Source organism: Winogradskyella poriferorum (assembly GCF_050618035.1).
GTDB lineage: Bacteria > Bacteroidota > Bacteroidia > Flavobacteriales > Flavobacteriaceae > Winogradskyella > Winogradskyella poriferorum_A.
Genome location: NZ_JBODPY010000002.1, coordinates 1 through 25272, shown reverse-complemented (window position 1 = coordinate 25272; position 25272 = coordinate 1). Strand labels below are relative to the sequence as shown.

The 25272-nt window shown below is 33.0% G+C and carries 23 protein-coding genes; 14 read left to right on the top strand and 9 right to left on the bottom strand.

Annotation, left to right across the window (positions count from 1 at the left end):
- Nucleotides 1-145: 145 nt before the first annotated feature.
- The 4 genes from dnaA to ACRHOC_RS04910 are packed head-to-tail and all read left to right on the top strand — an operon-like array spanning nucleotide 146 to nucleotide 4218.
- Nucleotides 146-1573: a chromosomal replication initiator protein DnaA gene (dnaA, locus tag ACRHOC_RS04925; protein WP_431157478.1), complete on the top strand. Its 1428-nt coding sequence runs from the start codon at nucleotides 146-148 to the stop codon at nucleotides 1571-1573.
- A 12-nt stretch (nucleotides 1574-1585) separates the two neighbouring features.
- Nucleotides 1586-2041 (top strand): low molecular weight protein-tyrosine-phosphatase, encoded by a 456-nt coding sequence (locus tag ACRHOC_RS04920; protein WP_431157477.1) that lies wholly within the window; start codon nucleotides 1586-1588, stop codon nucleotides 2039-2041.
- Nucleotides 2042-2101: 60 nt separating this feature from the next.
- Nucleotides 2102-3502, top strand: coding sequence for a PQQ-dependent sugar dehydrogenase (locus tag ACRHOC_RS04915; protein ID WP_431157476.1), 1401 nt, complete (start codon nucleotides 2102-2104; stop codon nucleotides 3500-3502).
- A 2-nt stretch (nucleotides 3503-3504) separates the two neighbouring features.
- Complete coding sequence (locus ACRHOC_RS04910) at nucleotides 3505-4218, top strand: SAM-dependent methyltransferase (RefSeq protein ID WP_431157475.1); 714 nt, start codon at nucleotides 3505-3507, stop codon at nucleotides 4216-4218.
- A 1-nt stretch (nucleotide 4219) separates the two neighbouring features.
- Here ACRHOC_RS04910 and ACRHOC_RS04905 read toward each other — a convergent pair whose 3' ends face one another.
- The 5 genes from ACRHOC_RS04905 to dapF form a co-directional block, all read right to left on the bottom strand.
- Nucleotides 4220-4882 (bottom strand): peptidoglycan-binding protein LysM, encoded by a 663-nt coding sequence (locus ACRHOC_RS04905; RefSeq protein ID WP_431157474.1) that lies wholly within the window; start codon nucleotides 4880-4882, stop codon nucleotides 4220-4222.
- A gap of 116 nt (nucleotides 4883-4998) precedes the next feature.
- The gene (locus ACRHOC_RS04900) at nucleotides 4999-5958 is read right to left on the bottom strand and encodes a DUF2279 domain-containing protein (protein WP_431157473.1); all 960 of its coding nucleotides are present in this window, start codon (nucleotides 5956-5958) and stop codon (nucleotides 4999-5001) included.
- Nucleotides 5909-6952 carry an endolytic transglycosylase MltG gene (mltG, locus tag ACRHOC_RS04895; RefSeq protein ID WP_431157472.1) on the bottom strand — a complete coding sequence of 348 codons (1044 nt, stop codon included), beginning with the start codon at nucleotides 6950-6952 and terminating at the stop codon, nucleotides 5909-5911. Before mltG ends, ACRHOC_RS04900 begins: the two co-directional genes overlap by 50 nt.
- A gap of 3 nt (nucleotides 6953-6955) precedes the next feature.
- A complete protein-coding gene (locus tag ACRHOC_RS04890) occupies nucleotides 6956-7483 on the bottom strand; it encodes a GNAT family N-acetyltransferase (RefSeq protein ID WP_431157471.1) in 528 nt (175 codons plus the stop codon).
- Nucleotides 7477-8256 carry a diaminopimelate epimerase gene (gene dapF / locus ACRHOC_RS04885; protein WP_431157470.1) on the bottom strand — a complete coding sequence of 260 codons (780 nt, stop codon included), beginning with the start codon at nucleotides 8254-8256 and terminating at the stop codon, nucleotides 7477-7479. The genes ACRHOC_RS04890 and dapF overlap by 7 nt, the downstream gene beginning before the upstream one ends.
- 149 nt (nucleotides 8257-8405) lie before the next feature.
- Between dapF and ACRHOC_RS04880 the strand changes: the two genes are divergently transcribed.
- The 10 genes from ACRHOC_RS04880 (at nucleotide 8406) to ACRHOC_RS04835 (ending at nucleotide 20920) form a co-directional block, all read left to right on the top strand.
- Complete coding sequence (locus tag ACRHOC_RS04880; protein WP_431157469.1) at nucleotides 8406-9818, top strand: S1C family serine protease; 1413 nt, start codon at nucleotides 8406-8408, stop codon at nucleotides 9816-9818.
- 131 nt (nucleotides 9819-9949) lie between these two features.
- Nucleotides 9950-11398 carry a glyceraldehyde-3-phosphate dehydrogenase gene (locus tag ACRHOC_RS04875; RefSeq protein ID WP_431157468.1) on the top strand — a complete coding sequence of 483 codons (1449 nt, stop codon included), beginning with the start codon at nucleotides 9950-9952 and terminating at the stop codon, nucleotides 11396-11398.
- Nucleotides 11399-11593: 195 nt separating this feature from the next.
- Nucleotides 11594-12223 carry a tRNA (guanine-N1)-methyltransferase gene (locus ACRHOC_RS04870; RefSeq protein WP_431157467.1) on the top strand — a complete coding sequence of 210 codons (630 nt, stop codon included), beginning with the start codon at nucleotides 11594-11596 and terminating at the stop codon, nucleotides 12221-12223.
- Between the two features lie 81 nt (nucleotides 12224-12304).
- On the top strand, nucleotides 12305-12985 hold the full coding sequence (gene trmD / locus ACRHOC_RS04865) for a tRNA (guanosine(37)-N1)-methyltransferase TrmD (RefSeq protein ID WP_431157466.1): 681 nt from the start codon (nucleotides 12305-12307) through the stop codon (nucleotides 12983-12985).
- 132 nt (nucleotides 12986-13117) lie between these two features.
- Nucleotides 13118-13468, top strand: coding sequence for a 50S ribosomal protein L19 (gene rplS / locus ACRHOC_RS04860; RefSeq protein ID WP_431157465.1), 351 nt, complete (start codon nucleotides 13118-13120; stop codon nucleotides 13466-13468).
- Between the two features lie 812 nt (nucleotides 13469-14280).
- Nucleotides 14281-16497 (top strand): NADP-dependent isocitrate dehydrogenase, encoded by a 2217-nt coding sequence (locus ACRHOC_RS04855; protein ID WP_431157464.1) that lies wholly within the window; start codon nucleotides 14281-14283, stop codon nucleotides 16495-16497.
- Between the two features lie 71 nt (nucleotides 16498-16568).
- Nucleotides 16569-18944 (top strand): TonB-dependent receptor, encoded by a 2376-nt coding sequence (locus tag ACRHOC_RS04850; protein ID WP_431157463.1) that lies wholly within the window; start codon nucleotides 16569-16571, stop codon nucleotides 18942-18944.
- 2 nt (nucleotides 18945-18946) lie between these two features.
- The gene (locus ACRHOC_RS04845; protein WP_431157462.1) at nucleotides 18947-19762 is read left to right on the top strand and encodes a DUF4249 domain-containing protein; all 816 of its coding nucleotides are present in this window, start codon (nucleotides 18947-18949) and stop codon (nucleotides 19760-19762) included.
- A 122-nt stretch (nucleotides 19763-19884) separates the two neighbouring features.
- Complete coding sequence (gene murQ / locus ACRHOC_RS04840) at nucleotides 19885-20697, top strand: N-acetylmuramic acid 6-phosphate etherase (RefSeq protein WP_431157461.1); 813 nt, start codon at nucleotides 19885-19887, stop codon at nucleotides 20695-20697.
- The gene (locus ACRHOC_RS04835) at nucleotides 20684-20920 is read left to right on the top strand and encodes a DUF6095 family protein (RefSeq protein WP_431157460.1); all 237 of its coding nucleotides are present in this window, start codon (nucleotides 20684-20686) and stop codon (nucleotides 20918-20920) included. Before murQ ends, ACRHOC_RS04835 begins: the two co-directional genes overlap by 14 nt.
- Before the next feature lie 18 nt (nucleotides 20921-20938).
- Here the strand turns inward: ACRHOC_RS04835 and ACRHOC_RS04830 are convergent, their stop codons facing one another.
- The 4 genes from ACRHOC_RS04830 to ACRHOC_RS04815 form a co-directional block, all read right to left on the bottom strand.
- Nucleotides 20939-22021, bottom strand: a complete 1083-nt coding sequence (locus ACRHOC_RS04830) for a serine hydrolase domain-containing protein (protein ID WP_431157459.1) — start codon at nucleotides 22019-22021, stop codon at nucleotides 20939-20941.
- A gap of 71 nt (nucleotides 22022-22092) precedes the next feature.
- Nucleotides 22093-23352 carry a POTRA domain-containing protein gene (locus tag ACRHOC_RS04825; RefSeq protein ID WP_431157458.1) on the bottom strand — a complete coding sequence of 420 codons (1260 nt, stop codon included), beginning with the start codon at nucleotides 23350-23352 and terminating at the stop codon, nucleotides 22093-22095.
- A gap of 24 nt (nucleotides 23353-23376) precedes the next feature.
- Entirely contained in the window at nucleotides 23377-24294 is a 918-nt protein-coding gene (locus ACRHOC_RS04820) for a hypothetical protein (RefSeq protein ID WP_431157457.1), read from the bottom strand.
- Between the two features lie 12 nt (nucleotides 24295-24306).
- Nucleotides 24307-25020, bottom strand: a complete 714-nt coding sequence (locus tag ACRHOC_RS04815; RefSeq protein ID WP_431157456.1) for a DUF547 domain-containing protein — start codon at nucleotides 25018-25020, stop codon at nucleotides 24307-24309.
- Nucleotides 25021-25272 lie beyond the last annotated feature (252 nt).

Genomic DNA, 25272 nt, shown 5'->3' with positions numbered 1-25272 from the left:
TGGGAAAAAATTTCTTAAAATTCAATTAAAATTCATTTTTTTTTTAAGAATTTTGTTCACATATTTGTTTCATATTAAATGAGAGAATTCAGGTTCTCTTTTTTTTGCTAATCTAACTAACAATACTAAAATATCAACTCAAAGTATGGAGGTAACCGCTCAATCTGTTTGGGATAACTGTCTTGATTTTATAAAGGATAATATTCAGCCACAAGCTTTTAAAACTTGGTTTGAACCTATTAAAGCAGTTAAACTTTCAGGCAGTGCATTGAGCATACAAGTACCTAGTAAATTCTTTTATGAGTGGTTAGAAGAGCACTATGTAAAAATCCTTAAAGTTGCACTTACCAAAGAGCTAGGTGAAGATGCCAAATTAGTGTATGTCATTAAGATGGAAAACACCTATGGTAATAGACAACCTTTTACAGAGAAAATTCCAAGTTCTAACAGAACGGCTGTTAAATCACAAGACGTTGATGTACCCTTTGATAATAAAAGTCCTGAATTAAAGAATCCTTTTATTATACCTGGGATTAGAAATGTAAAAATTGAATCCCAATTAAATCCTAGCTACAACTTTGAAAATTTCCTTGAAGGAGATTCAAATAGATTGGCTAGAAATGCAGGTATTGCGGTTGCCAATAAACCAGGTGGAACGTCTTTCAACCCTCTACTCATTTTTGGTGGTGTTGGACTAGGTAAAACACATTTAGCGCATGCTATCGGTGTAGATATTAAGGATAAGTATCCAGAAAAGACCGTTTTATATATTTCTGCTGAAAAGTTTACACAGCAGTATATAGATTCTGTAAAGAAGAATAACAGAAATGATTTTATTCATTTCTACCAGATTATAGATGTATTAATAATTGATGACGTACAGTTCTTATCGGGTAAGACTGGAACTCAAGATGTATTTTTCCACATCTTTAATCATTTACACCAAAATGGTAAACAAGTCGTATTAACAAGTGATAAAGCACCTGTTGATATGCAAGACATTGAACAACGTTTACTATCCCGCTTTAAATGGGGTCTTTCTGCCGAATTACAAACACCAGATTTTGAAACACGTGTTTCAATCTTAAAGAATAAACTTTATAGAGATGGTGTTGAAATGCCTGAAGAAATTGTTGAATATGTTGCTAAGCACATTAAAACTAATGTGAGAGAACTAGAAGGTGCTATTATCTCTTTAATCGCACAGTCCTCTTTCAACAAAAAGGAAATCACTATTAACCTTGCAAAAGATATTGTTGAGAAATTCGTTAAGAATACAAAACGTGAGGTCTCTATAGATTATATTCAGAAAGTAGTTTCAGATTATTTCCAAATGGATGTGAGTACACTTCAATCTAAAACTAGAAAACGTCATATCGTTCAGGCACGTCAGTTAGCAATGTTCTTTGCTAAAAAGTATACTAAGGCTTCTTTAGCGAGTATTGGATCTCAGATTGGACAGAGAGACCATGCAACCGTACTACACGCATGTAAGACTGTAGACAATTTATCATCTACAGATAAACAATTTAGAAAGTATGTTGAGGATCTTTCTAAAAAGCTGTCCTTATAACACTACAATTCAATGACTAAAATATTAATGGTTTGCCTGGGCAATATTTGTAGATCGCCTTTGGCTCATGGTATAATGGCTAATAAACTAAATACCAAAAACTATTATGTAGATTCTGCTGGTACTGCATCATACCACATTGGTAGTAAACCAGATAGACGATCTATTGAGGTTGCTTTAAATCATGGTATAGAGATTAGTCATCAAAGGGCAAGGCAGTTTGTAGTTGCAGATTTTGATGAATTTGACTATATCTATGTAATGGATCGCTCTAATTTAAGTAATATTCTTAGCCTATCTAGAGATGATGAGGATGCAAAAAAAGTACATTTATTTTTAGAGAGTAATCCTAATATATCAGATAAAAATGTACCAGATCCTTATTATGGTGATATATTGGACTTTGAGAATGTTTTTAACATAGTTGATGAGACCTGTGATATTATAGCATCTTCATTGGAAGATTAACCATTAGCTAAGTCAATTTTTTCAAATTTTGTAACTTAGAGGAACTCAAAAAAATTGAATATGAGATTGCTTGCCTCTATTTTGTTCCTACTTTACACTTCCATTGTTATTTCTCAAGATTTAGATATTGAATTATTTGCTCAAAATTTTGATCGTCCTGTAAATTTAAAACATGCTGGTGATGATAAATTATACGTAGTGGAGCAAGATGGATATATCAAAATAATTAATGCTGACGGATCTGTTGAATCTACTGCTTTTTTAGATATCGATTCTCGTGTAATAAATACAGGAAATGAAAGAGGACTATTAGGATTAGCTTTTCATCCTAATTATATAACTAACGGTCATTTTTATGTTAACTATATAAATAATTCTGGAAACACTGTTATATCGCGTTTTAATCGATCTAGCACAAACCCGTTGCTGGCTGACCCAAATTCAGAACTTATCTTACTCTCCTACTCACAACCTTTTACCAATCATAATGGTGGTGATATGGCATTTGGTCAAGATGGCTATTTGTATATTTCTTCTGGTGACGGTGGATCTGGAGGTGATCCGCAGAATAATTCTCAAAACTTAACTAATTTATTGGGTAAGATTTTAAGGATTGATATCGATAATACGGAAAACGGAAATAATTATGCTATTCCTTCTGACAATCCTTTTGATGGAAGCCTCACAAATAGTGAGGAAATATGGGCTTATGGACTTCGAAACCCATGGAAATTCTCTTTCGATAGTCTAAATGGTGATATTTGGATTGCCGATGTTGGACAACAAGAATATGAAGAAATAAATAGAGCTACGCTTACAGATGCTGGTCTAAATTACGGATGGCGTTGTTATGAAGGTAATGCTACCTTCAACACCACGGGTTGTCCTGCTTCTAATACCTTAACTTTTCCTGTAGCTGAGTATAATCATACCACTAGTGGGCAATTTAAATGCTCAATCACTGGTGGTTATAGATATAGAGGAAGTACCTATACTAACTTTAGCGGTAAATATTTCTTCGCGGATTACTGCAGTGGTGAAATTGGTTATTTGACTGAAAATGGTTCTAACTGGGATATGACTTTGGTTGATTTTTCAGGCAATTGGGTTGCATTTGGAGAAGATATTAATGGCGAATTATATATCTCTGATATTACCTCTGGCAACATTTATAAATTGGTTGATAATCTATTAAGTATTGATGAAAATGAATTGTCGCGTATTACTGCTTACCCTAACCCATCGGAAGGCACATTAAACATTGATTTCACAAGCTTTCCTATTAACCAGAAAATAACTATTGAGATAATAGATTTGCATGGTAAAACGGTGGTTTCATCAAGCTTTAATGAAGCAAGCATATTTCAATTCGATACGGCCAACCTCACTAAAGGCATCTATGTTTTAAAATGTACCTCAGATTTAGGTAATAACCATATTCAAAAATTAATACTAGAATAGAAATGGAAGAATATGGAAAATTATATCTTATCCCAACACGATTAGGAGACAATCCACCACTAGAAGTTCTTCCTATTTCTATTAAAAAAATAATAGAAAATCTAGATGATTATATTGTAGAAAACGAGAAAACTGCACGCCGGTTTATAAAACGTGTAACGCCAAGTAAATCTCAACCTTCGCTGAGAATTAAAGTTTTAAATAAATACACTACAGATGAAGAGCGTAGTACTTTTTTAGACCCTTGTTTAAAAGGTATATCTGTTGGTTTACTTTCTGAGGCTGGTTGCCCAGCTATCGCTGATCCAGGAGCTCAAATAGTTAGTCAAGCTCACGAGAAAAATATTAGAGTAATACCATTAGTTGGACCTTCGTCTATCCTATTGGCGCTCATGGCATCTGGAATGAATGGACAAAACTTTGCTTTTAATGGTTACCTGCCTATTGATAAAGCAGAAAGGAAATCAAAATTAAAATCCTTAGAACGTCTATCTTCGGAGCAAGACCAGTCACAGATTTTTATTGAAACCCCTTACAGAAATAATAAATTATTACAAGATTTAATCGTAGCGCTTCATCCCACCACTAAACTATGTATTGCTTGTGACATAACACTGCCAACTGAGTATATTAAAACAATGCCAGTTAAAGAATGGAAGCAATACAAAGGCGACCTTCATAAAAGGCCTGCAATTTTTATAATAAAAAAAGATTAGATTAAATTCTGGCTTTTGCCTTTTTATTTGGTTTCACAAAAGAAGTATCATAACCAGAGAATTTTTTCATGTAATACTTCACTGTTGAACCATAAGCATCCGAAAAATTATAATTCCCAGAGCTTCTCAAGAATTTTTTTACACTACCAGGTCCAGCAAGATGCGCTGCCGCAAGTATACCAGATTCTGTTACAGTTATACCTCCAATAACTTTTCCATCAAAACGCTTAATGTCTTTTCTTAAAATCCATTTATTACGTTCTGCATTCGCTATAAAGGCCTTCTCTTGTAATTCAGGATTGTATAAGAAACTCTTTGGACTATAAATACCAATTAGTTTTAATGTTTCTGACCCAAATTGATATTTACCTAAGTATCCTAATGTATTCACAGTAAAATAATCTCCTCTAGACTCTTTGAAAGCTAAAGCCTCTTTAAAACCTTCAAAAGACTTCCCTAAAAAAGGTGTGAAAATAGTTTGAGAATGATCATTATGAGGTGTTTGCAAGTTCATTGCAAATTCATCCTTAACAGTGTAGTCTAATTCTAAACCAGAAGTAGAATAAATCTCTAGATTTAATTCAGAATCTGGGTATAGGGCGATTGCTATTGCCAAACAAATAGCAAACGGAAGAATAATATTTTTGATACTATTTTTAACCATAACAGCTAATATTTAAATAAAACCTGTACCCCAATCGGCTTTATTAAATTCGGGTGCAAATATACGAATATTAATTAAATGCTGAAAGTCAGTGACTTAAGCGTTATAAATAGTTATTAAAAGTAGAGATAATGGAGCTTTACGCGACCTTCACTATTAAGCTCTAATGCCGGAAAAGGGATCTTAATTACGTTAAAAACGTCAAATAGTGTTCTGAGGAAGTGAGAATTTGTTCTAATTCTTGTTAAATCTACATCTAAACTTAGGTAATACTGTCTTATCCTATTTTGATTGGGAAAGGCTATATCCTTTGGATCACCTGTTAGCATGCCATCTGCTCCATATCCAAATGCAATATTTAACCAATTTGGGATTGTATTATTTGGAATAAAGGCATTAATATTAGCACTCAGCCAATAAGTTTGCCCATTATAATCTTTTAAAAATTCTTCAAAAAATCCATCACCCAGTGCATCTGTTCTTTGACTTGCATAGGGTGAAGTATTAAAAGAATATTTCATAGTTATGCGCTGTTCTCGCCATAAGAGTTCCTGACCAACGTACAAACCCGTTCCTGTTAAATTGGCCAACATATCTAACCAAGAGAATCCCCATTCTTCAGAAAAACCATCCATAACTTCAACTGCAGTTAAAAAACCAAAACCAAGTGTTGAGCCATATAAGAGTTGGTCTTTTTCACTAACACCAGCCCAATTAAGTGTATTAGCACCCAATCGTCCTAATTGATAAGAAGAAAAAATATGGCCCAATTTGTCCATCTGTAACCATTCCTCATTATCATTCACTGTTCTAAACGATGACCTTTCGTAGTCAGAATACCATAGTTCATTTAATCCAACCAGCGTAATAGTTGCAAGCGATGCCTCAGTAATTACAACCGTATTGCGTCGAGGTATGTCGAGCGTATCGCTCGGTGCTAAAAATCTGTTTAGCTTACTCTGAGCATTTATAATAAGAGAACTACTTAATAAAAAGAATAATAAAAGTATCCTTTTATATAAGGCCTTATTTTCTGATGCCTTGTGAGGATAGATACCGTTGATATTGCCTTGCATTATTATTATGCTGTGATAAAGTCTTTGCAAATTTATGATAACCAAAACGCTCAGCATCTGCGGCAAAGTACAAATAGGAATGTTTCTCAGCATTTAGAACAGCTCGGATTGCGGATAAATCTGGCATTGCAATTAATCCAGGCGGAAGACCTTTGTTTATGTAGGTGTTGTAAGGCGAGTCTATTGTTTTATGAACATTAAGTACACGTCTTATAACTGTATTTTTATATTCTGGTAATTGATATGCCGCAAACTTTAAAGTGGGATCGGCTTGAAGAGGCATACCAATACGTAATCTATTTAGATATACACCTGCTACTCTTGGTTGCTCATCCCTTTTCTTAGACTCTTCATGCACAATTGAAGCTAATGTGATGACCTCATTAGGAGATAAATTTAATTCTTGTGCTTTTTTAACTCTCGCATCATTCCAAAAACGCTTGTACTCACTCAACATTTTATCTCTAAATTTTTCTGCATTTGTATTCCAGAAAAACTCGTAGCTATTAGGTAAGTACATACCTAAAGCTGTAGCCTCATTAAAACCATTCTCGCTTAAAAATAACGCATCTCTCATGGCATTTACTAACGATCCACTATCAGCTTCAATCTGCTTACTTATTCGTCCTGCTAGCGCTTCGATACTATTTTGATTATTAAAAGAAATTTTTATTGGAATATTACGGCTTCTTATTGAATTAATAATATCATTATTATTCATGCCTTTGCGGATAGCGAACTTACCAGCTTTTATATTGCTCGTGTACTTCTTCTGCTTAGCCAAAGCGTCAAAACCATCGATATCAACTAAAAGTGGCTCTAATTGTTCCCTAACATCATTGTAGCTCGCATCACTTGGTACAAAAATATAAGCCTCTTCATTATTAAATGCTGTATTAGGCGAAAACATCGCTCCATAGATGTTATATGCGATAATACCACATATTATTAACCCTATCAAAGCGACTGCCCAAAGTATCTTCTTTATATACATAACCTAGTGATTAATGCGTTGTAAAATAAACTCATTGCTATAGGATTTACCATCGTAACTCCAATCTTTTTTTAATCCGATTTTTTCAAATCCATTATTTTCAAAAAGTGCTAAACTCGCTGAGTTTGTTTCAGAAATGTTAGCGTAAACTTGGTGTAAATTTAAAATATCGAATGCATAATTCACCAATAGATTTAAGGCCTCACTACCAATTCCTTTCTTTCTATCAGAGATTTCCTTTATTAAAATACCTAGACCTGCTCTTTTATGAAGCGGACTAAAATCGTACAAATCTATTAAGCCAAGTATCTTATTATCAGATTGCTGACAAATTGCTAATCGCAACTGTTTAGCTTCAAAAATATCCTGTTTTGCATTTTTTAGATATTCTCTAATAAGATACCTAGAATAAGGTTGCTTTGTGTCACTTAAACTCCAAAGTGCAGTATCATTCTCTATGGTGTAAACAAATTCTAAGTCTTCTGGCTCTAATGCCCTCAAATAAATTTTGTCGCCCTTTAGATTTACCATACTAATTCACCTTTAAAAACTTGCTTAGCTGGTCCAACAAGCCAAACATCTTCGTAACCAGAATCATTAGACTTAAAATTTACTTCTAAATGACCTCCTGGAGTATTAAGTTTTATTGTATTGGCTTCAGTTCTTTTTGTGGCATGCATAGCTAGAGCTACAGCTGTAACACCAGTGCCGCAAGAAAAAGTCTCATCTTCAACACCTCTTTCATAGGTTCTTACCGAAAATATATCTTTGCTGATAGGTTCTACAAAATTAACGTTACTACCAGTTGCGCTATATGGTTCGCCATAGCGAATTTTTGCACCTCTTGATTTAACATCAATATTTTTAATGTCATTAACCATCTCTACATGATGTGGTGATCCTGTATCTAAAAAAACATGACTGTCATATAATTCTACATTATTCACATCTCCCATTTGTAATGAAATAAAATCACCGTTTATTCTTGCCTTATGTAATCCATCAATGGCATTAAACTTAGTTTCAGTATCAATAACTCCCAAGAAATTAGCAAATGCTACTATACAACGTCCGCCATTACCGCACATACTACTTTCATTGCCATCAGCATTGTAGTAGACCATCTTAAAATCTGAAAATTCGTCATTCTCTAAAAGAATAAAACCATCTGCACCAATGCCAAATCGTCGGTCGCATAATTGTTTTATACGCTTGGTATCATTTTTGTCTATAATGTCTTGACGATTATCAATGATAATAAAGTCATTTCCAGTTCCTTGATATTTGTAAAATGTGGTTGTCATATGCCTTGCAAATATAGTAATAATAGTAAGTACTGGGAGCTGTTAATTAGGCGTTAAAAGTGAAGTTAAATAGTCGTTAAATATGATTTTGAATTTCAATAAATCTCTAAATTTAAACGTTAAATAGTTGAATAATAATTAATAGAATTATGAAGAAGATTTTAACCTTAGTCGGTGTTTCAGTTTTAGGAGGCCTATTAACATTAGGTGGATATAAACTTTTTATTGAGGAAAGCCAAAACGAACCTGTTATTGTTAATGATGCACAAGAAATTCCCATTTATGTTCCAACAAGTACAAGTACTCTCAATACAATTGCATCAGAAGCACCCAGTTTCGTCGAGGCCGCAGAAAAGACTTTAGATGCTGTTGTTCATGTTAAAAATACAGCTATTGTTACCGCACCAATGACTATGTACGATTTGTTTTCTGGAAGAAGTAGCGAGCGTGCACAAGTTGGTACTGGAAGTGGTGTAATAATCTCACCTTCGGGTTATATTGTTACCAATTACCATGTTATTAAAAATGCTAATGATATTAGTATAACCTTAAATAATAATAAGGTTTACACGGCTGAACTTGTGGGCTCGGATGAAGCAACTGACATCGCATTAATAAAAATTGAAACTGAAGAAGACTTGCCATTCTTGGCATTTGGTGATTCTGATAATGCAAAAATTGGAGAATGGGTATTGGCTGTCGGAAATCCATTTAATTTAAATTCTACAGTTACAGCAGGAATCATAAGTGCCAAATCAAGAGATTTAACAGGACAAAATGTACAATCCTTTATTCAGACTGATGCGGCCGTAAACCCAGGAAATTCTGGTGGCGCATTAGTAAATACTAATGGTGACTTAATTGGTATTAACACAGCCATTTCTTCGAGAACAGGCTCTTACATTGGTTATTCATTTGCTGTCCCTAGTAATATTGCCAGAAAGATCGTTAATGACATTATGGAGTATGGTAATGTTCAAAACGGAATTTTAGGTGTTGTTGGTGGCGCATTAAACAGTAAGGCTGCTGAACAATTAGGTGTAGACATTACAGAAGGTTTCTATGTAAGTGAAGTTCAAGAAGATACTGGTGCAGAAAAAGCCGGAATTCAATCTGGTGATATCATAAGAAGAATTGATAATGTAGAAATCAACAAATTCTCTGATCTAACAGGTTATCTTAAAACTAAAAGTCCAAATGACATCGTGAATGTAACCTTAATTAGGGATGGTGACGAGGAGATTTTACCGGTAACTTTGCTTAAACCAGCCATAACATTATTAGAGACTATAGGTTATGTGAAGAATGCGACTAGTGAAGATCTCAAAAAGTACGATATTAATTATGGCGTAAAGATTTCAGAATTTTATGAAGAAAATTATAAAAATTACTGGAATAGAAATGGCGTAGAAGAAGGAAGTATAGTGACAAAAATTAATGGAAAAAAGTTATATACTGTTGACGACGTTCAGACAGCAATGAAAATAAGAGGATATAATGAACCTTTACAAATTGAAGTTATAAATAAGGAAGGCGAAAAAACAGTTTATAATTTTAAATAGTACAAATTCTTATCAAAATATGAACCCTTTAGAGTTATTCTTTAAAGGGTTTTTATTTTCGTCAAAATGTGTTACGAAAACGTTTGAAATATGTATTTTTGCCGCGAATTCTAAATCTCAAAATATAAAAAATGGGTCATAACGATACTTACGAAAAAGAGTTAGCCTTTCAAGCCGATCGTCGAAGAGCAACTGTTGAATTTATCAAAATAATTACCGATTTATGGTATGATAAATCAATTGAAATTGTTCTTTTTAGAAACCAGTTAATTGATAAAAATGTAAGTGAAATTTTAAATCTTCACGAGTATGCTGGTGAATTCGTGCAAAAACCAATCTCAATTTTTGATTCAGTTGAAATCGCGCAAGCGATAAGTAAAATGAGCATGCCTCCTGCCAAGTTAGATATTGGTAAACTTACTTATGAGTATCATTTAGAAGATAATAAGTATGGTAATGCTACAGCATTTGTTTCTGCAAAGCTGAAAGAATCTAAGAATAATGAGGCAATTGAGCCCAAAGATGTTGTTTTGTATGGTTTTGGTAGAATTGGCAGATTAGTTGCCAGAGAATTAATGACAAGAACAGGTGCTGGCAGTCAATTAAGGCTGAGAGCCATTGTGACTCGAGGAGAGATTAACGAAACTGTCTTAGAGAAGCGTGCATCTTTATTGAGAAATGACTCTGTCCATGGTGATTTTTCTGGTATGGTGGTTACAGATGCGAAGAATAGTGCATTGATTATAAATGGCACAACAGTAAATGTAATTTCTGCGAATGCACCAGAAGACATAGATTACACTGCTTATGGTATAAAAAACGCTTTAGTTATAGATAATACAGGTGCATTTAGAGATGATAAAGCACTAAAAAGACATTTAAAGGCCAAAGGTGTAGATAAAGTATTATTAACAGCTCCAGGTAAAGGAATTCCAAATATAGTGCATGGTGTAAACCATTTAGAACACGACCCTGATAAAGTAAAAATTTACTCTGCGGCATCTTGTACAACAAATGCCATAACACCAGTTTTAAAGGCTGTTGAAGATTCTTTTGGAATTAAATCTGGTCATTTAGAGACAATCCATGCGTACACAAACGATCAAAATCTAGTTGATAATTTCCATAAAAAATACCGTCGTGGAAGAGCTGCTGGTCTTAATATGGTTATCACAGAAACTGGAGCAGGACAAGCGGTGAGTAAAGCGCTACCCTCATTAGATGGTAAACTAACATCGAACGCTATTAGAGTTCCTGTACCAAATGGCTCCCTAGCCATTCTAAATCTGCAACTAGAAAAAAAGACCTCACTCGATGCACTTAATACTATAATGAAAAAGTATGCATTAGAGGGTAACCTCGTTGAACAGATTAAGTATGAAATGAGTGATGAGTTAGTATCGAGCGATATTGTAGGTAGCTCCGCACCTTCAATTTATGATAGTAAAGCATCTATAGTTCGTAAAGATGGTAAAAACATCATCCTATACATTTGGTATGATAATGAATATGGCTACAGTCATCAGGTAATAAGGCTTGCCAAATACATATCCAAAGTAAGACGCTACGCATATTATTAAAAATTAGTAATCAATATAAAATGGCCTATTTGATAGGCCATTTTCTTTTATAGAAAATCCAAATCACGACTATGAATCGTATATTACTAAGTGCGCTATTTTACTAATATTTTTAAGTCAAAATCTTACTTTAAATGCTATTAAAATTACTATATTGGCACTGAATTAATCCTAACGTAACCAAAATTAATTAAGATGAAATTCTTGACTAAAGTCACTGTCCTTCTGCTTTTTACAATCTGTTTTCAATTTATTAATGCGCAAGCAAATTCTACTCCAGTTCAGGAAGAACAATTATCCTTAAACAGTGGAACCATAGATAATCAATTCGAATATATTTTTAAGAAATCTGGAAATTTTAAAGGTGTTAACGGTCAAAAATATGAAGCCGTTAAGTACACCTCACTCCTAACCTTGAAAGCGCACGTTTTAGATTCACTCAATACAACATACGCTAAGCTTGATGCTTCTGAAAAAACAGTTGAGAGTCAAAAAAAGGAAATAAGTGATTTAAAATCGCAACTTTCGAATACGCAGACCACACTTAATCAGACCGAAGCAGAAAAAAATAGCATGGCGCTCTTTGGAATGCAACTTGGTAAAACAAATTATAATGTTCTAATGTGGAGTATTATTGCTGGTTTATTTGCACTTTTAATATTTTTTATTTTAAAATTCAAAGGGAGCAATGCACTTACTAAAGCAGCAAAACTTAAGTTAGAAGAAGTAGAGTCTGAATTTGAAGAGCATAGACGGGTAGCGTTAGAAAGAGAACAAAAAGTACGTCGTCAATTACAAGACGAAATAAATAAGAATAAGGCTTAAAATCTCATTTAAATATTATATTAAATCCGTAAGTTGACCTTGCGGATTTTTTTTGATTCTTAATTATTGCATCTTTGCAAAATGCGTATAGATATTATTACTGTTTTACCAGAATTATTGAAAAGTCCCTTTGATGCTTCTATTCTTAAAAGAGCTATCGAAGCAAATCTTGTAGAAGTACATTTCCATAATTTAAGAGATTATACGACCGATAATTACAAGTCTGTGGATGACTATCAATTTGGTGGTGGTGCGGGCATGGTAATGATGATAGAACCTATTGACAAATGTATTTCGCAACTTAAGAAGGAACGCACGTATGATGAAATCATATATATGACACCAGATGGGGAACGACTCAACCAAGGAATAGCCAATACCCTATCTTTAAAAAAGAATATAATTATTCTCTGTGGTCATTATAAAGGGGTTGATCAACGTGTAAGAGATTTATTTATAACTAAAGAAATTTCAATTGGTGATTATGTACTTTCTGGTGGTGAATTGGGCGCAGCTGTATTATGTGATGCCATTATACGGTTAATTCCCGGAGTACTTGGCAATGAAACATCAGCACTCACAGACTCATTTCAAGATAATTTATTAGCACCTCCTATTTACACAAGACCAAGAGAATATAAGGGAATGAAAGTCCCAGAGATTTTATTCAGTGGAAATTTCCCAAAAATAGAAAAATGGCGAGAGGACCAAGCACTCCAACGAACTCAAGAACGAAGACCAGATTTATTAAATGAGGATTAAAATAGTTTTGTAAAAAACTTTAAGGTATTCGCTTTTAACTCTTAACTTTTTAATTATCTTTGCAGCCACTTTTAGGTTAACCTCTGGCGAGAATCGTGAATGTTGATTTGAAAAAACCAATAAACAATAAAAATGAATTCTTTAGTAAAATTTGTACAAGACGAATTTGTAACAAGAAAAGATCTTCCAGAATTTAGTGCTGGCGATACAATCACAGTGTATTACGAAATTAAAGAAGGTAATAAAACACGTACCCAGTTTTTTAAAGGTGTAGTATTACAACGTAAAGGGTCTGGTGCTACTGAGACGTTTACTATCCGTAAAATGTCAGGAACAATTGGTGTAGAACGTATCTTCCCAGTAAACTTGCCTGCTTTACAAAAAATTGAAGTTAATAAGCGTGGTAAAGTTAGAAGAGCTAGAATATTCTACTTCAGAGGTCTTACTGGTAAAAAAGCAAGAATTAAAGAAGTTAGAAGATAATCTAACTAAAATAGTATTAAAAAGCCTCCAGTTCTGGAGGCTTTTTCAGTTATTAACTTTTGTTAATAACTGCGGTTTATAAGATGTTGACATTTAAACCGTTAAAAAATTTGGAAATTAATAACCAAAGTATACTTTAGCTAAACAATTAACGGCAAACAGTGTTTGTTTTGAAATTATTTTCAATAAGTGTTAAATTGTGATAAAGAAAGTTCTTTATTTTATGAGATTGTTTTTTGAGGCCGGTGAGTGGCTTGTGTAGGCAAGTAAAACCAGCGGGTCATGATTATTGAGGCATAAGCCATACAGTGTAGGGATTGTGTTGAAGATATGAAAGCTCGGAAAAAGTAACAGGAACGAAAGTGAATGTGAAAAGGAAGAGCAATGTTTTGGACGGTATTAAACACGCAAGTGAATGATAAAAGAAAAAACATCAAGAAAAACAATTTTGGAGACGTTTGTACATCAGGTCAATACATTTTGAAAGATGGAAACGTTTCTCTGAAGTGGAAACCCTTGAACCGAAAAGGATGATGGCTTAGACCATACAGCTGAGTTAGTGAAAACTAAATAGGTCACGTTAATACCGCTTCGAAGAAAAGCCATGTTAAATCAGATTTACTGAATTGATATGGCTTTTTGCGTTTTATATAACTAATAATTAAAAGGATTTCCTTTAAAACATCTCTTTTACTTAATCTATAAAAAATATCATTTAGGTAATCATTCTTACATCATTTTAGCTGGTACATTTTTGTATATTTGCACTGCTTAAAATAAGCCTAGATACAATCATTATATTTTCATAACCTATGACCAAAACAGCAAAGATTGTTTATACAAAAACAGATGAAGCTCCAGCATTAGCGACACGATCTTTCTTACCAATAGTAAAAGCTTTTACAAAATCCTCTGGGATTGAGATAGAAATTAAAGATATCTCATTGGCATCAAGGATATTAGCTGTGTTTCCAGATTTTCTGAATGATGATCAAAAAGTTTCAAATGCCCTTGCAGAATTAGGTGAGTTAGCTAAACAACCAGAGGCTAATATTATAAAATTACCAAATATAAGCGCCTCTATCCCACAACTCAAAGATGCGATTGAGGAATTAAAAGCTAAGGGGTATAAATTACCAGATTATCCAGATGAGCCTGCCAATGAAGCTGAAAAGGAGATTAAACAACGTTATGATAAGATAAAAGGTAGTGCTGTAAACCCAGTTTTGAGAGAAGGTAATTCCGATAGACGTGCACCAAAAGCAGTTAAGAATTTTGCTAAGAAAAACCCACATTCAATGGGTGCTTGGTCAGAAGATTCTAAAACTCATGTTGCAACAATGTCACAAGGTGATTTTGCTCATAATGAAAAATCAGTAACTGTAGATAATGCTACAATAGTTTATATTGTACATACTGATAAGAATAACAACAAGACTAAACTTAAAGCAGGTATTAATCTTCTTGATGGAGAAATTATTGATGCCAGTGTTATGAGTAAAAGCGCACTTTTAAGTTTTCTAGATAAGGAAATTAATGATGCTAAAGAAAATGATGTGCTTTTATCATTACATATGAAGGCCACAATGATGAAAGTTTCTGATCCAATTATTTTTGGTCATGTTGTCAAAACTTATTTTAGAAGTTTATTCGAAAAACACCAAGAATTATTTGATCAAATCGGTGTAGAAGAGAATAACGGATTTGGAAATCTTTTAGAAAAAATTGAGGAATTACCAGAAGATAAAAGACAAGAGATACAGAACGATATAAAAATCACTCTTAACGAAGGTCCAGACTTAGCCATGGTAAATTCCGATAAAGGTATTACTAACCTGCATGTACCTAGTGATGTTATTATAGACGCCTCTATGCCTGCAATGATTAGAACTTCAGGTCAAATGTGGAATGCAAAAGGAGAGCAACAAGACACAAAAGCTATTATTCCAGATAGTAGCTATTCTGGCGTTTATATTGCTACAATTGACTTTTGTAAAAAACATGGTGCTTTTGATCCAACAACAATGGGAACAGTCCCTAATGTTGGATTAATGGCGAAGAAAGCGGAAGAGTATGGCTCTCACGATAAAACATTTGAAATAGAATCAGATGGTAAAGTTGAAGTCATCGATGCGAATGGAAATGTACTTACAAGCCATAACGTTGAGCAAGGCGATATCTGGAGAATGTGCCAAGTTAAAGATGAGCCAATTCAAGATTGGATTAAACTTGCTGTAACTAGGGCGAAAGCTTCTCAAACACCTGCAGTATTCTGGCTAGGTAGTGAAAGAGCACACGATGCAGAATTAATTAAGAAGGTGAATAAATATCTTCCGTCACATGACACGAGTGGATTAGACATTAGGATATTATCACCTATCGATGCTACTAACTTTACACTTGCACGTGTAAAAGAAGGAAAAGACACTATATCTGTAACGGGTAATGTATTAAGAGATTATTTAACCGACCTTTTCCCTATTCTAGAACTAGGAACAAGTGCTAAAATGTTATCTATAGTACCATTAATGAATGGTGGTGGCCTTTTTGAAACCGGTGCTGGAGGCTCTGCTCCAAAGCACGTACAGCAGTTCGTCAGTGAAAATCACTTACGCTGGGATTCTCTTGGTGAGTTTTTGGCTTTAGCCGTTTCATTAGATCATTTTGCTGATGCAAACATTAATCCAAAAGCAAAGGTATTAGGAGAAGCTCTAGATGAGGCTACAGAAAAGCTTTTAGAAAACAAGAAAGGCCCTTCTAGAAAAGTGAATGAACTAGATAATAGAGGTAGTCATTTTTATTTGGCGCTTTATTGGGCGGAAGCCTTAGCAAACCAAAATTCGGATTTAGACCTTCAGGTTGAGTTTAAGAAGGTTTATGACTTTTTATCATCTAATGAATTAGCCATTTTAGATGATTTGATTTCATGCCAAGGATCTTCAGTAAACATGGATGGCTATTATCTTCCAAATGACAAATTAACAAATAATGCCATGCGTCCTAGCGCATTGTTAAATAGCATCTTATAATAAGATTAAACTTACGTTAAAAGAGCTTCATCCCAGATGAAGCTTTTTTATTTTTGCGTAAAATTGCCGTGATGAATAAGAGCCTCTGTGGTTTTTTTCTTTTCCTTTTAGGAATTCCCTTAATCTTAAGTGCCCAAGATAAGTTTACACTTAGTGGTTCTATTACTGATAATGCAAGTAATGAAACCCTAATCGGTGTGAATGTCCTTATACCAGAAATCCAGTCTGGGACCATGACAAATGAGTATGGCTTTTACTCCATTACACTGCCACGAGGTGAGTACACCATACAAATAAGCTATCTAGGATTTAAAACTATTACAGAAACCATAAATCTAGATAAAGATATAAGCAAGAACTATAAACTTGTAGAAAGTGCGGAAAGTTTAGAGGAAGTGGTAATCAAAGAAGACGTAGAAAGATTGAACATAAAAAAACCTCAAATGAGTGTTAATGCCCTTTCAATTTCTACAATTAAAAATATGCCTGTTGTTTTTGGAGAAGTTGATGTCATAAAATCTATAACGCTTTTACCTGGAGTCACTAACGCTGGTGAAGGTTCTTCGGGTTTTAATGTGAGAGGTGGTGCTGCAGATCAAAATCTTATTCTTTTAGATGAAGCCATAATATTTAATTCTTCCCATTTATTCGGTTTTTTTTCGGTATTTAATCCTGATGCAATTAAGGATCTTAAACTATATAAAGGCGGTATCCCAGCAAAATATGGCGGTCGTGTATCTTCAGTTTTAGATATATATCAGAAAGAAGGAAATAGTAATAATTTTAAAATGAATGGAGGCATTGGCCTTATTTCAAGTCGATTATTAGCGGAAGGCCCTATTAAAAAAGAAAAGGGTTCATTTTTATTCGGTGGTCGAAGCAGTTATGTCCATTTATTTCTACCTCTGTTCGATTTAGACAATGTGGCCTACTTTTATGATTTAAACACCAAATTAAGTTATAAACTAAATGATAAGAATAGTATTTTCTTATCGGGTTATTTTGGCAGAGACGTATTTAGCATACAGGATAGTTTTGAGAATACGTACGGAAATTCAGTTTTAAATTTTAGATGGAATCATTTATTCTCTGATAAGTTATTTTCTAACTTGTCACTAATCTATTCAGACTACTACTACGGACTAGATCTAAATTTTGTAGGCTTTGAATGGGAATCGGGAATAAGAAATTTCAACCTTAAATACGATTTCAAACATTACATCACAAACAACTTTAAACTTGAATACGGTCTTAATAGCATTTATTACAAGTTTAATCCTGGTGAGATTAATCCAAATACTGAGGATTCTGGTATTAATCCTTTCAAATTAATTGATAAGTATGCCTTCGAAAATGCTATTTATTTAGATGCCGAGCACAAAATAAGTGACCGACTATCATTAAGTTACGGTACCAGGCTAAGTACTTTTCATAGGTTAGGTCAAGACGAATTAAACGTTTACGCTGATGGTAATCCTGTAATTTTTAATGAAGACCTAGGTATTTACCAAAAGGCTGAACCTATAGACACAGAATCATTTAGTCGTAGTGAGGTTATAGAATCCTTCACTAATCTTGAACCAAGACTAGCCCTAGCCTATCAACTTAATGAGAATTCATCAATTAAGGCAAGTTATAATCGTATGGCTCAATATTTACATTTATTGTCCAATACAAATTCGCCAACGCCACTAGATGTTTGGGCTCCAAGTGGAAAATATATTAAGCCCCAATTATTAGATCAGGTGGCAATAGGTTATTTTCAGACATTTAAAGACAATAAATATTCTTTAGAAGTTGAATCTTTTTATAAAACCATTGATAATAGAATTGATTATACCGATGGTGCTAATTTAATTGCAAACAATGCCATTGAACAGGTCATTTTAAATGGTGAAGCAAGAGCATATGGTTTAGAAGTATTACTACGTAAAAACGAAGGAAGATTAAAAGGATGGCTTTCTTATACGCTGTCCAAATCTGAACAAAGAACTCCTGGTAGAACTCCAATAGAAACAGGAATTAATAATGGAGAATGGTATAACACACCTTTTGACAAAACGCATGACATTTCTTTAACGGCTAGTTATGAATTAAATGAGAAGTGGCGATTAAATTCGAATTTTCTTTTTCAAACGGGCTTACCTGTGACCTTTCCAAATGGTCAATATGAATATAATGGTATTGTTGTCCCGAAGTTTGAATCACGTAATTCTAGTCGATTACCCGCCTACCATAGGTTAGATGTTTCAGTAAATTACAACCCTAAACCAAATAGTACGAAAAGATTTAAAGGTGAATGGGTTTTTGGTATTTATAATCTTTATAATCGAAGAAATGCTGTAAATATTCAATTTAGAGAAAATAGAATGACAGGTACGAATGAAGCCTTAAGGTTAGCTCTTTTTGGCATTGTACCATCTGTATCGTATAACTTTAGTTTTTAAGAATGAGGAAGTTATTTACCATATTAGTAGCAATGTTTTTACTGTTTAACTGTGAAGACGTTATAGATGTAGATTTAAATGAGTCAGAACCAAGATTAGTGATCGAAGCATCCATTAACTGGTTTAAAGAAACAACAGGTAATGTTCAAACCATAAAACTTTCTCTCTCTGCACCATTTTTCGAAGAGCAAGTTCCTCCTGCCAACGGTGCTATAGTACAAATTGAAGACATAAATTCTAATATCTATAATTTCACGGAAGTTGGTAATACAGGCATTTATACAAATACTAATTTCCTGCCTGTTTTAGATCAGGAATATACGCTTTCGATAATTTATAACGAAGAAGTATATACAGCTACAGAAACTTTAAAATCTGTAGTACCGATAGAATTTGTTGAACAAATAAACGATGGTGGGTTCTCTGGAGAAGATATTGAACTGAAAGCATTTTATACAGATCCAGCTGATATAGAAAACTACTATTTCTTTGAATTTCTTAGTGAAATATCTGTAGTACCGAGCTTGGAAGTCTATGAAGATAGGTTTACTGATGGTAATCAAATTTTTGGGTTTTACACCGAAGAAGATTTAGAACCTGGTGATAATGTTACTATCAGAAATTACGGAGTTTCCGAGGAGTTTTACGAATACATGTTTATTCTTCTGCAACAAGGAAGTGAAGAAAATGGAGGCCCATTTGAAACTCAACCGGCTACGGTGAGAGGTAATTGTATTAACCTTACTAACCCTGAGAATTTTCCTTTTGGCTACTTTAGACTTTCTGAAGTAGATGAAGTAATTTACACTATACAATAAATTACTGTGCTTTTATTTAAAGGGTTTGATTAAGAAATATCTTTTCTCAATAAGTCTCTTTAGGAGGCAGTTTCTAAGACAAACAAAATACACCGAGAAGATATATTTATTACCTTTAACTTATGGATTTTATTAAAATTACGGAACAAGATTCCCATTACAATCATCTAGAACAAATGTCTGTAGATGAGATTGTTAAACACATGAATAATGAGGATAAAATTGTTCCTTTAGCCGTTGAAAAGGCATTACCTCAAATAGAATCTTTAATAGAACAGGTTATTCTAAAATTAAATTCAGGTGGACGTCTTTTTTATATAGGAGCAGGTACAAGTGGAAGACTTGGTATACTTGATGCATCTGAATGCCCTCCTACTTTTGGAGTTCCTCACAATCTTGTTATTGGGTTAATTGCGGGTGGTGATAATGCCATAAGAAAAGCAGTTGAAAATGCAGAGGATTCTACCACACAAGGTTGGCTAGACTTAAAACGCTATGAAATTTCCAAAAATGATATTGTAATTGGGATTGCAGCATCTGGCACAACACCTTATGTCGTGCATGCTTTAAAGGCATGCAATGAAAATAATGTTTTAACTGGTTGTATTACTTGTAATAAAAATAGTCCTTTAAGTCTTACAGCTAAATATCCTATTGAAGTTATCGTAGGCCCTGAATTTCTTACAGGTAGCTCACGAATGAAAGCAGGCACTGCGCAAAAGCTAGTGCTTAATATGATTACAACAGCCTCCATGATTAAACTAGGCAGAGTAAAAGGAAATAAGATGGTTGATATGCAATTGAGTAATAATAAACTAGTGGACAGAGGTGAAAAAATGATAATGAATGAATTAAATATTTCTAAGGAAGAAGCATCAAGATTATTGAAGAAATATAAAAACGTTAGAGAAAGTATAAGACATGGACGAAAATAATAGAACAAATAAAGAGCTCTTGAAAAAAGGTCTTCAGCGATTAGGGTTTACGCTTCTACTATTATTTGCAGGCCCTTCATTGTTTAGAGTTGCCATACTCAATAAGGACAAATCACTCTATATCCCTATTTTAATAATTGCTATTTTAATTATTTTGTCTGCAATAGTCATGTTATTTATAAGTATTAGGACTGTGGTAAATAGTTTTTTTGATAAAAACTAGGGAATAACACCAGTATTCTCAGGATCGCGAGTCGAATACAGCATCTATAATCCTATTAAATCGTTTTTGTTGATTAGGATTAGAGCAATTCATCAAAATTACAACAACTGTTTTTTCATTAGGATATACGTAGAAAAGTCCATAGCTACCTTGGCCACTACCAAAATGACCAAAATAAGGTCTATTATTATGATCAAAACTTGTTTGAAATCCAATTCCATAATAGGTTTTTGAATTATTTTTCAGACTTTGAGAAGATATAAATTCATTAAATATAGTTGTATCAATATCCGTATAATTCAATAAAGCATTGCCAAACTTAGCTATATCCTCTGAAGTTGATAAATAGCCACCACTAGCAAGCTTAAAGTAATTATTTACACTTTTTACTTCATAGAATTTACGGTTCAATCTACCCTTAGAATAATAAATTGCCTTACTTTTTAAGTCATCATTCTTATCAACTAATGTCTTTTGTAAATTAAGAGGGGCAATAACATTTGCATTCATAAAATCTTCAAACGTAGTGTTTGCGGAATTCTCAAGTGCTTTGGATATTAAATTCCATCCATAACTTGTATAATTATAGTTGGTTTTAGGCTCAAACAACAACGTATCAGATTTAAAAAAATCTAATCCTTCTGTTATAGTTAAATTTTCAGAGTTTTCGAATTCCTTCTCCTTATAACTTCTAATTCCAGCCAAATGTCCGCCTAAATCCCTTATAGTAAAGTCATATCTTTTTTTGGGGAAATCAGGTAAATAGGCATAAGCAGTAGTATCTAAATTTATTAAGTTCTGTTCAACAGCCTTAGCCAATCCATAGGCTGACAAACTTTTAGAAATACTGGCTATTCTAAAAAGTGTTTCTCTAGAATTGATTGATATTTTTCTCTCTATATCTGCGTAGCCATAACCTTTAGAGAAAACTAAAGAATCATTAGAAATAACGGATATGGATAAACCTGGAACTTTTTTCCTTTTTATTAGTTTTCTTGCTTCCCTTTCAATCTTCTCTGTATTGATTATATATTCTTGAGAATTTACATCTTGAAAAACAAACAAAATCGATATTAATAAGATATATAACCAATTCTTCATCTCATAATTAGGTTTAAAATCCTTACCTCAATTCGCATTACACTTTTTTAATTAGTTGAACAAAATGACTCTTAAAAATACTGTCCGATTCCAAATACAATTCCATTACTTGAATTTTCAGTAATTCCAAAACCGTAATCAATTCTTAGGGTGGCACTATATATTTTTTTATTAATAAATCTAAGTCCAAACCCTGGGTAAATTCTTAAGTTCTGAGAATCTATAAAATCACTAAAATCTCCGCCAGGATTTCTCCATGTACCAGAATCAACAAATACATTTGATTGCAATACAAACCAATCCTTTTCAATTAATGAATGTCTATATTCTGTATTTAGCACTATTACGCCTGTACCTCTATCTATTAAATTGCCGACACCTCTAATATTTATGTTGTTATCAAGAGAAAACGGAGCAAAGGGACTGTCATTGTTAGTAGATATTCCAAGTCGTAATCTATTGGCCCAATTTCCTTTTTCACCTATTCTCTTAAAGAAGAAAAAATCGTTCCAAGCAATCAAAAAATTTGGTTGTAAATTATTCTGGGCTTCTACAGATTGTAAGTAAAACAAACTTCTAAATCCTGAGATATACTGATAATGATAATGTAAATCATCAAAATCGTACACCAATTTATAAAGTGTTTTATTGATATCGAGGTTTCTTGGTATTTCCTCTGGTATATCACCATTTAAATACTCAAATTTCTCCGTAAAAAAATTGACACCTAAATGAACTTTGTGCTTTCTATTAAATTCAATTATCGCTAATCCTTCAATGGAGATATTATTATATAGATAATTTGCACTAGTATTCTCAAAATAAAGAGGTTCTTCACTTTTCCAATTTTGATGATTTATCGATAATCCAAAATGTTTGCTGAATAAATAAGGAGCTCTAAAGTTAATGGCATAGGTGTCATTACCATTATTTTGATAAAATCCGCCAAAGGCAATTCCTTGTCCTAAAAAATTAAAATCACTTAGTCCTAATCTGTAAGCTACTTGATCATTTACTGCTGTCCACAAATTGACATTAGGAATAAACGTGAAATTTTCCTCAATGTTATAGAAGACATTGTACTTGTTCTCATGTGAATAAAAAACTTGGAAAGACACATGAGAGACTAGAGGTAATCGCTTTAATCTCTCAATATCGTTATTAATTATAGTACTGTCTAAAACAGCATTTATTTTTGTACCTAGTATTTTTCTTATAAATGATTCTTTGGTTCTTTTTAGCCCTCTAATTTCAATACTAGCAACCTCATTTTGTTGCGCACCTGAGAAAAAAGTAATAAGCAGTAAAACTATGGCGTATTTTACTTTCAATGTTTTGTTTTTCTAGTGTGAAAATTAAAAAAGGGCTCTTAGTCCAATATTGAAGGTCTGACCTAAACCTGTGCTATTACCTCTCACAAAGTTTGAATAGAGTAATTCTACATTTAACTCATCAGTCAACTGATACTTGGCTCCAGCTCCCAATATAGTAGCATCTTGCTCAAACCCTTCAGTCTCAAATGAAATTAATTGCAAATGTTGAACAAATCCAAGCACTGTAAACTTAGAAGACGGAAAATAACTTAGAAATACACCTGGCATCAATCTTAAGCTATTACTTGCAAAACTCGTTTCTTCTTTAAAACTATATTCTGTATTTAGTTCTGTAAATAACTGCCAGTTACCATCAGAAAAACTATAATCATAAAAGAATCTATTTTGAAATATATAGCCGTTTTGATCCAAAAAGACACCATCTAGATTACCATCATTATCAAAATCAAAAACGAAGTCTTCCTCTTCATTATCAACTAATGGGATATGTATCGCAGATTGGATTGTGAAATTTCCAATACTTTTAATTGGGTTAAACTTAATCGCAGGTGCAAAAGAAGTAAAACCCGAACGAGCACTTCCTCGCTCACCGTCAAAAGAAAACACATCTAGTGCATTTCTACCACCAATTACATTTGATCTAAATTCTAATAAAAGACCTAAATTAACACGTCGGCTATCAGATATACCTGTAAAAATATCTACTGAAGAAGTAAAAAATGATTTTCTAGGAATACTTTGTTTATCACCATTTGGTCCAAATAAATCCTCGGTTTCTGTATATAGGTTATTAAACCACTTTATATCCCATTGCCCCTTTTTTAATAATATCGAAGGTGTATATTCTTGAATAATACTTTTATTTGAATCTTCTTCTTGACCAACTATAACCATACTAATAGCCATAGCAAATAATAACACTAATTTCTTTTTCATCATTGATTTTATTTGTTAGTTACTTTTTTTATTTAATTTCCAGTTGTATGAGTAGTAACCTAATTTAAAATTGGACGGAATTGGTTCATTCAAGTACAAATTGATAAAATCTATTTCCGTACCGTTTAAAGTGAAATCTTCTTTATACCATTTAAATATTTCTGATATCACAATTCTTTTTTTCTTTCTATTAATCTTTATAAACTCTGGGTTGTTAATTGCTCTTATAGTTTGGGTTTCTAGCTGTTGATTAATCATTTCAGGAGTATAGGCGGTATCTATCAATTCTGGACAACCTATGGCACCGCATACAAGAACAAAATGTAATCTTGCATCATCAAACTTTTTTCTTAGTAATTGATTTTCGATATAATTTAAGGTAACTTCCTTCCCTCCTACGCGATAAACTACCTTATCAAAAAAGCCACTAACATCTAAAGGTGAATTAATTTTTATATTATTTATAACACCTTTAATCACGCATAGATTGTAAAGATTGACCCAAAGTGCTTTATATTGATTATCTGTGATATTGCTTAAATTCAATTCATTTGACATATTAATAACATGATCCAATGATGTTTGATTCTCTCTAATTCTCTCGTAATCTACCTTTTCATCAATAACATACTCAGATATGAACTTGTTAGTATCATTAAAAAAGGTCTCTAGAGTTTGTGCATTAATATTTAGGCTTAATAACAAAAACAATAACGTAAGATGTTTCATTCTAAATTGGTTTAGAATGTAGTTCGTTTAGAATGATGTTTACTTACAAACAGATCAAATAAATTTTCTCTTAATTACGAATGTGAAAAAATTAAATTTTAAGAAAGGGTCTACCACAATTACAGAATATATGTATGAACAATGGTATTATGTTAGAATTAAAATGCTTCTTAGAAGAATTTTAAAAATTATAGAATACAAAAAAAGCCCTAAGCTAAAAAGCAAAGGGCTTCAAAAAAGGCGGCGACCTAC

Excerpts from the sequence above, each read along its gene's own strand:
- dnaA (WP_431157478.1), top strand. The coding sequence starts at position 146 with ATGGAGGTAACCGCTCAATCTGTTTGGGATAACTGTCTTGATTTTATA.
- ACRHOC_RS04920 (WP_431157477.1), top strand. The coding sequence starts at position 1,586 with ATGACTAAAATATTAATGGTTTGCCTGGGCAATATTTGTAGATCGCCT.
- ACRHOC_RS04915 (WP_431157476.1), top strand. The coding sequence starts at position 2,102 with ATGAGATTGCTTGCCTCTATTTTGTTCCTACTTTACACTTCCATTGTT.
- ACRHOC_RS04910 (WP_431157475.1), top strand. The coding sequence starts at position 3,505 with ATGGAAGAATATGGAAAATTATATCTTATCCCAACACGATTAGGAGAC.
- ACRHOC_RS04905 (WP_431157474.1), bottom strand. The coding sequence starts at position 4,882 with ATGGTTAAAAATAGTATCAAAAATATTATTCTTCCGTTTGCTATTTGT.
- ACRHOC_RS04900 (WP_431157473.1), bottom strand. The coding sequence starts at position 5,958 with ATGCAAGGCAATATCAACGGTATCTATCCTCACAAGGCATCAGAAAAT.
- mltG (WP_431157472.1), bottom strand. The coding sequence starts at position 6,952 with ATGTATATAAAGAAGATACTTTGGGCAGTCGCTTTGATAGGGTTAATA.
- ACRHOC_RS04890 (WP_431157471.1), bottom strand. The coding sequence starts at position 7,483 with ATGGTAAATCTAAAGGGCGACAAAATTTATTTGAGGGCATTAGAGCCA.
- dapF (WP_431157470.1), bottom strand. The coding sequence starts at position 8,256 with ATGACAACCACATTTTACAAATATCAAGGAACTGGAAATGACTTTATT.
- ACRHOC_RS04880 (WP_431157469.1), top strand. The coding sequence starts at position 8,406 with ATGAAGAAGATTTTAACCTTAGTCGGTGTTTCAGTTTTAGGAGGCCTA.
- ACRHOC_RS04875 (WP_431157468.1), top strand. The coding sequence starts at position 9,950 with ATGGGTCATAACGATACTTACGAAAAAGAGTTAGCCTTTCAAGCCGAT.
- ACRHOC_RS04870 (WP_431157467.1), top strand. The coding sequence starts at position 11,594 with ATGAAATTCTTGACTAAAGTCACTGTCCTTCTGCTTTTTACAATCTGT.
- trmD (WP_431157466.1), top strand. The coding sequence starts at position 12,305 with ATGCGTATAGATATTATTACTGTTTTACCAGAATTATTGAAAAGTCCC.
- rplS (WP_431157465.1), top strand. The coding sequence starts at position 13,118 with ATGAATTCTTTAGTAAAATTTGTACAAGACGAATTTGTAACAAGAAAA.
- ACRHOC_RS04855 (WP_431157464.1), top strand. The coding sequence starts at position 14,281 with ATGACCAAAACAGCAAAGATTGTTTATACAAAAACAGATGAAGCTCCA.
- ACRHOC_RS04850 (WP_431157463.1), top strand. The coding sequence starts at position 16,569 with ATGAATAAGAGCCTCTGTGGTTTTTTTCTTTTCCTTTTAGGAATTCCC.
- ACRHOC_RS04845 (WP_431157462.1), top strand. The coding sequence starts at position 18,947 with ATGAGGAAGTTATTTACCATATTAGTAGCAATGTTTTTACTGTTTAAC.
- murQ (WP_431157461.1), top strand. The coding sequence starts at position 19,885 with ATGGATTTTATTAAAATTACGGAACAAGATTCCCATTACAATCATCTA.
- ACRHOC_RS04835 (WP_431157460.1), top strand. The coding sequence starts at position 20,684 with ATGGACGAAAATAATAGAACAAATAAAGAGCTCTTGAAAAAAGGTCTT.
- ACRHOC_RS04830 (WP_431157459.1), bottom strand. The coding sequence starts at position 22,021 with ATGAAGAATTGGTTATATATCTTATTAATATCGATTTTGTTTGTTTTT.
- ACRHOC_RS04820 (WP_431157457.1), bottom strand. The coding sequence starts at position 24,294 with ATGATGAAAAAGAAATTAGTGTTATTATTTGCTATGGCTATTAGTATG.
- ACRHOC_RS04815 (WP_431157456.1), bottom strand. The coding sequence starts at position 25,020 with ATGAAACATCTTACGTTATTGTTTTTGTTATTAAGCCTAAATATTAAT.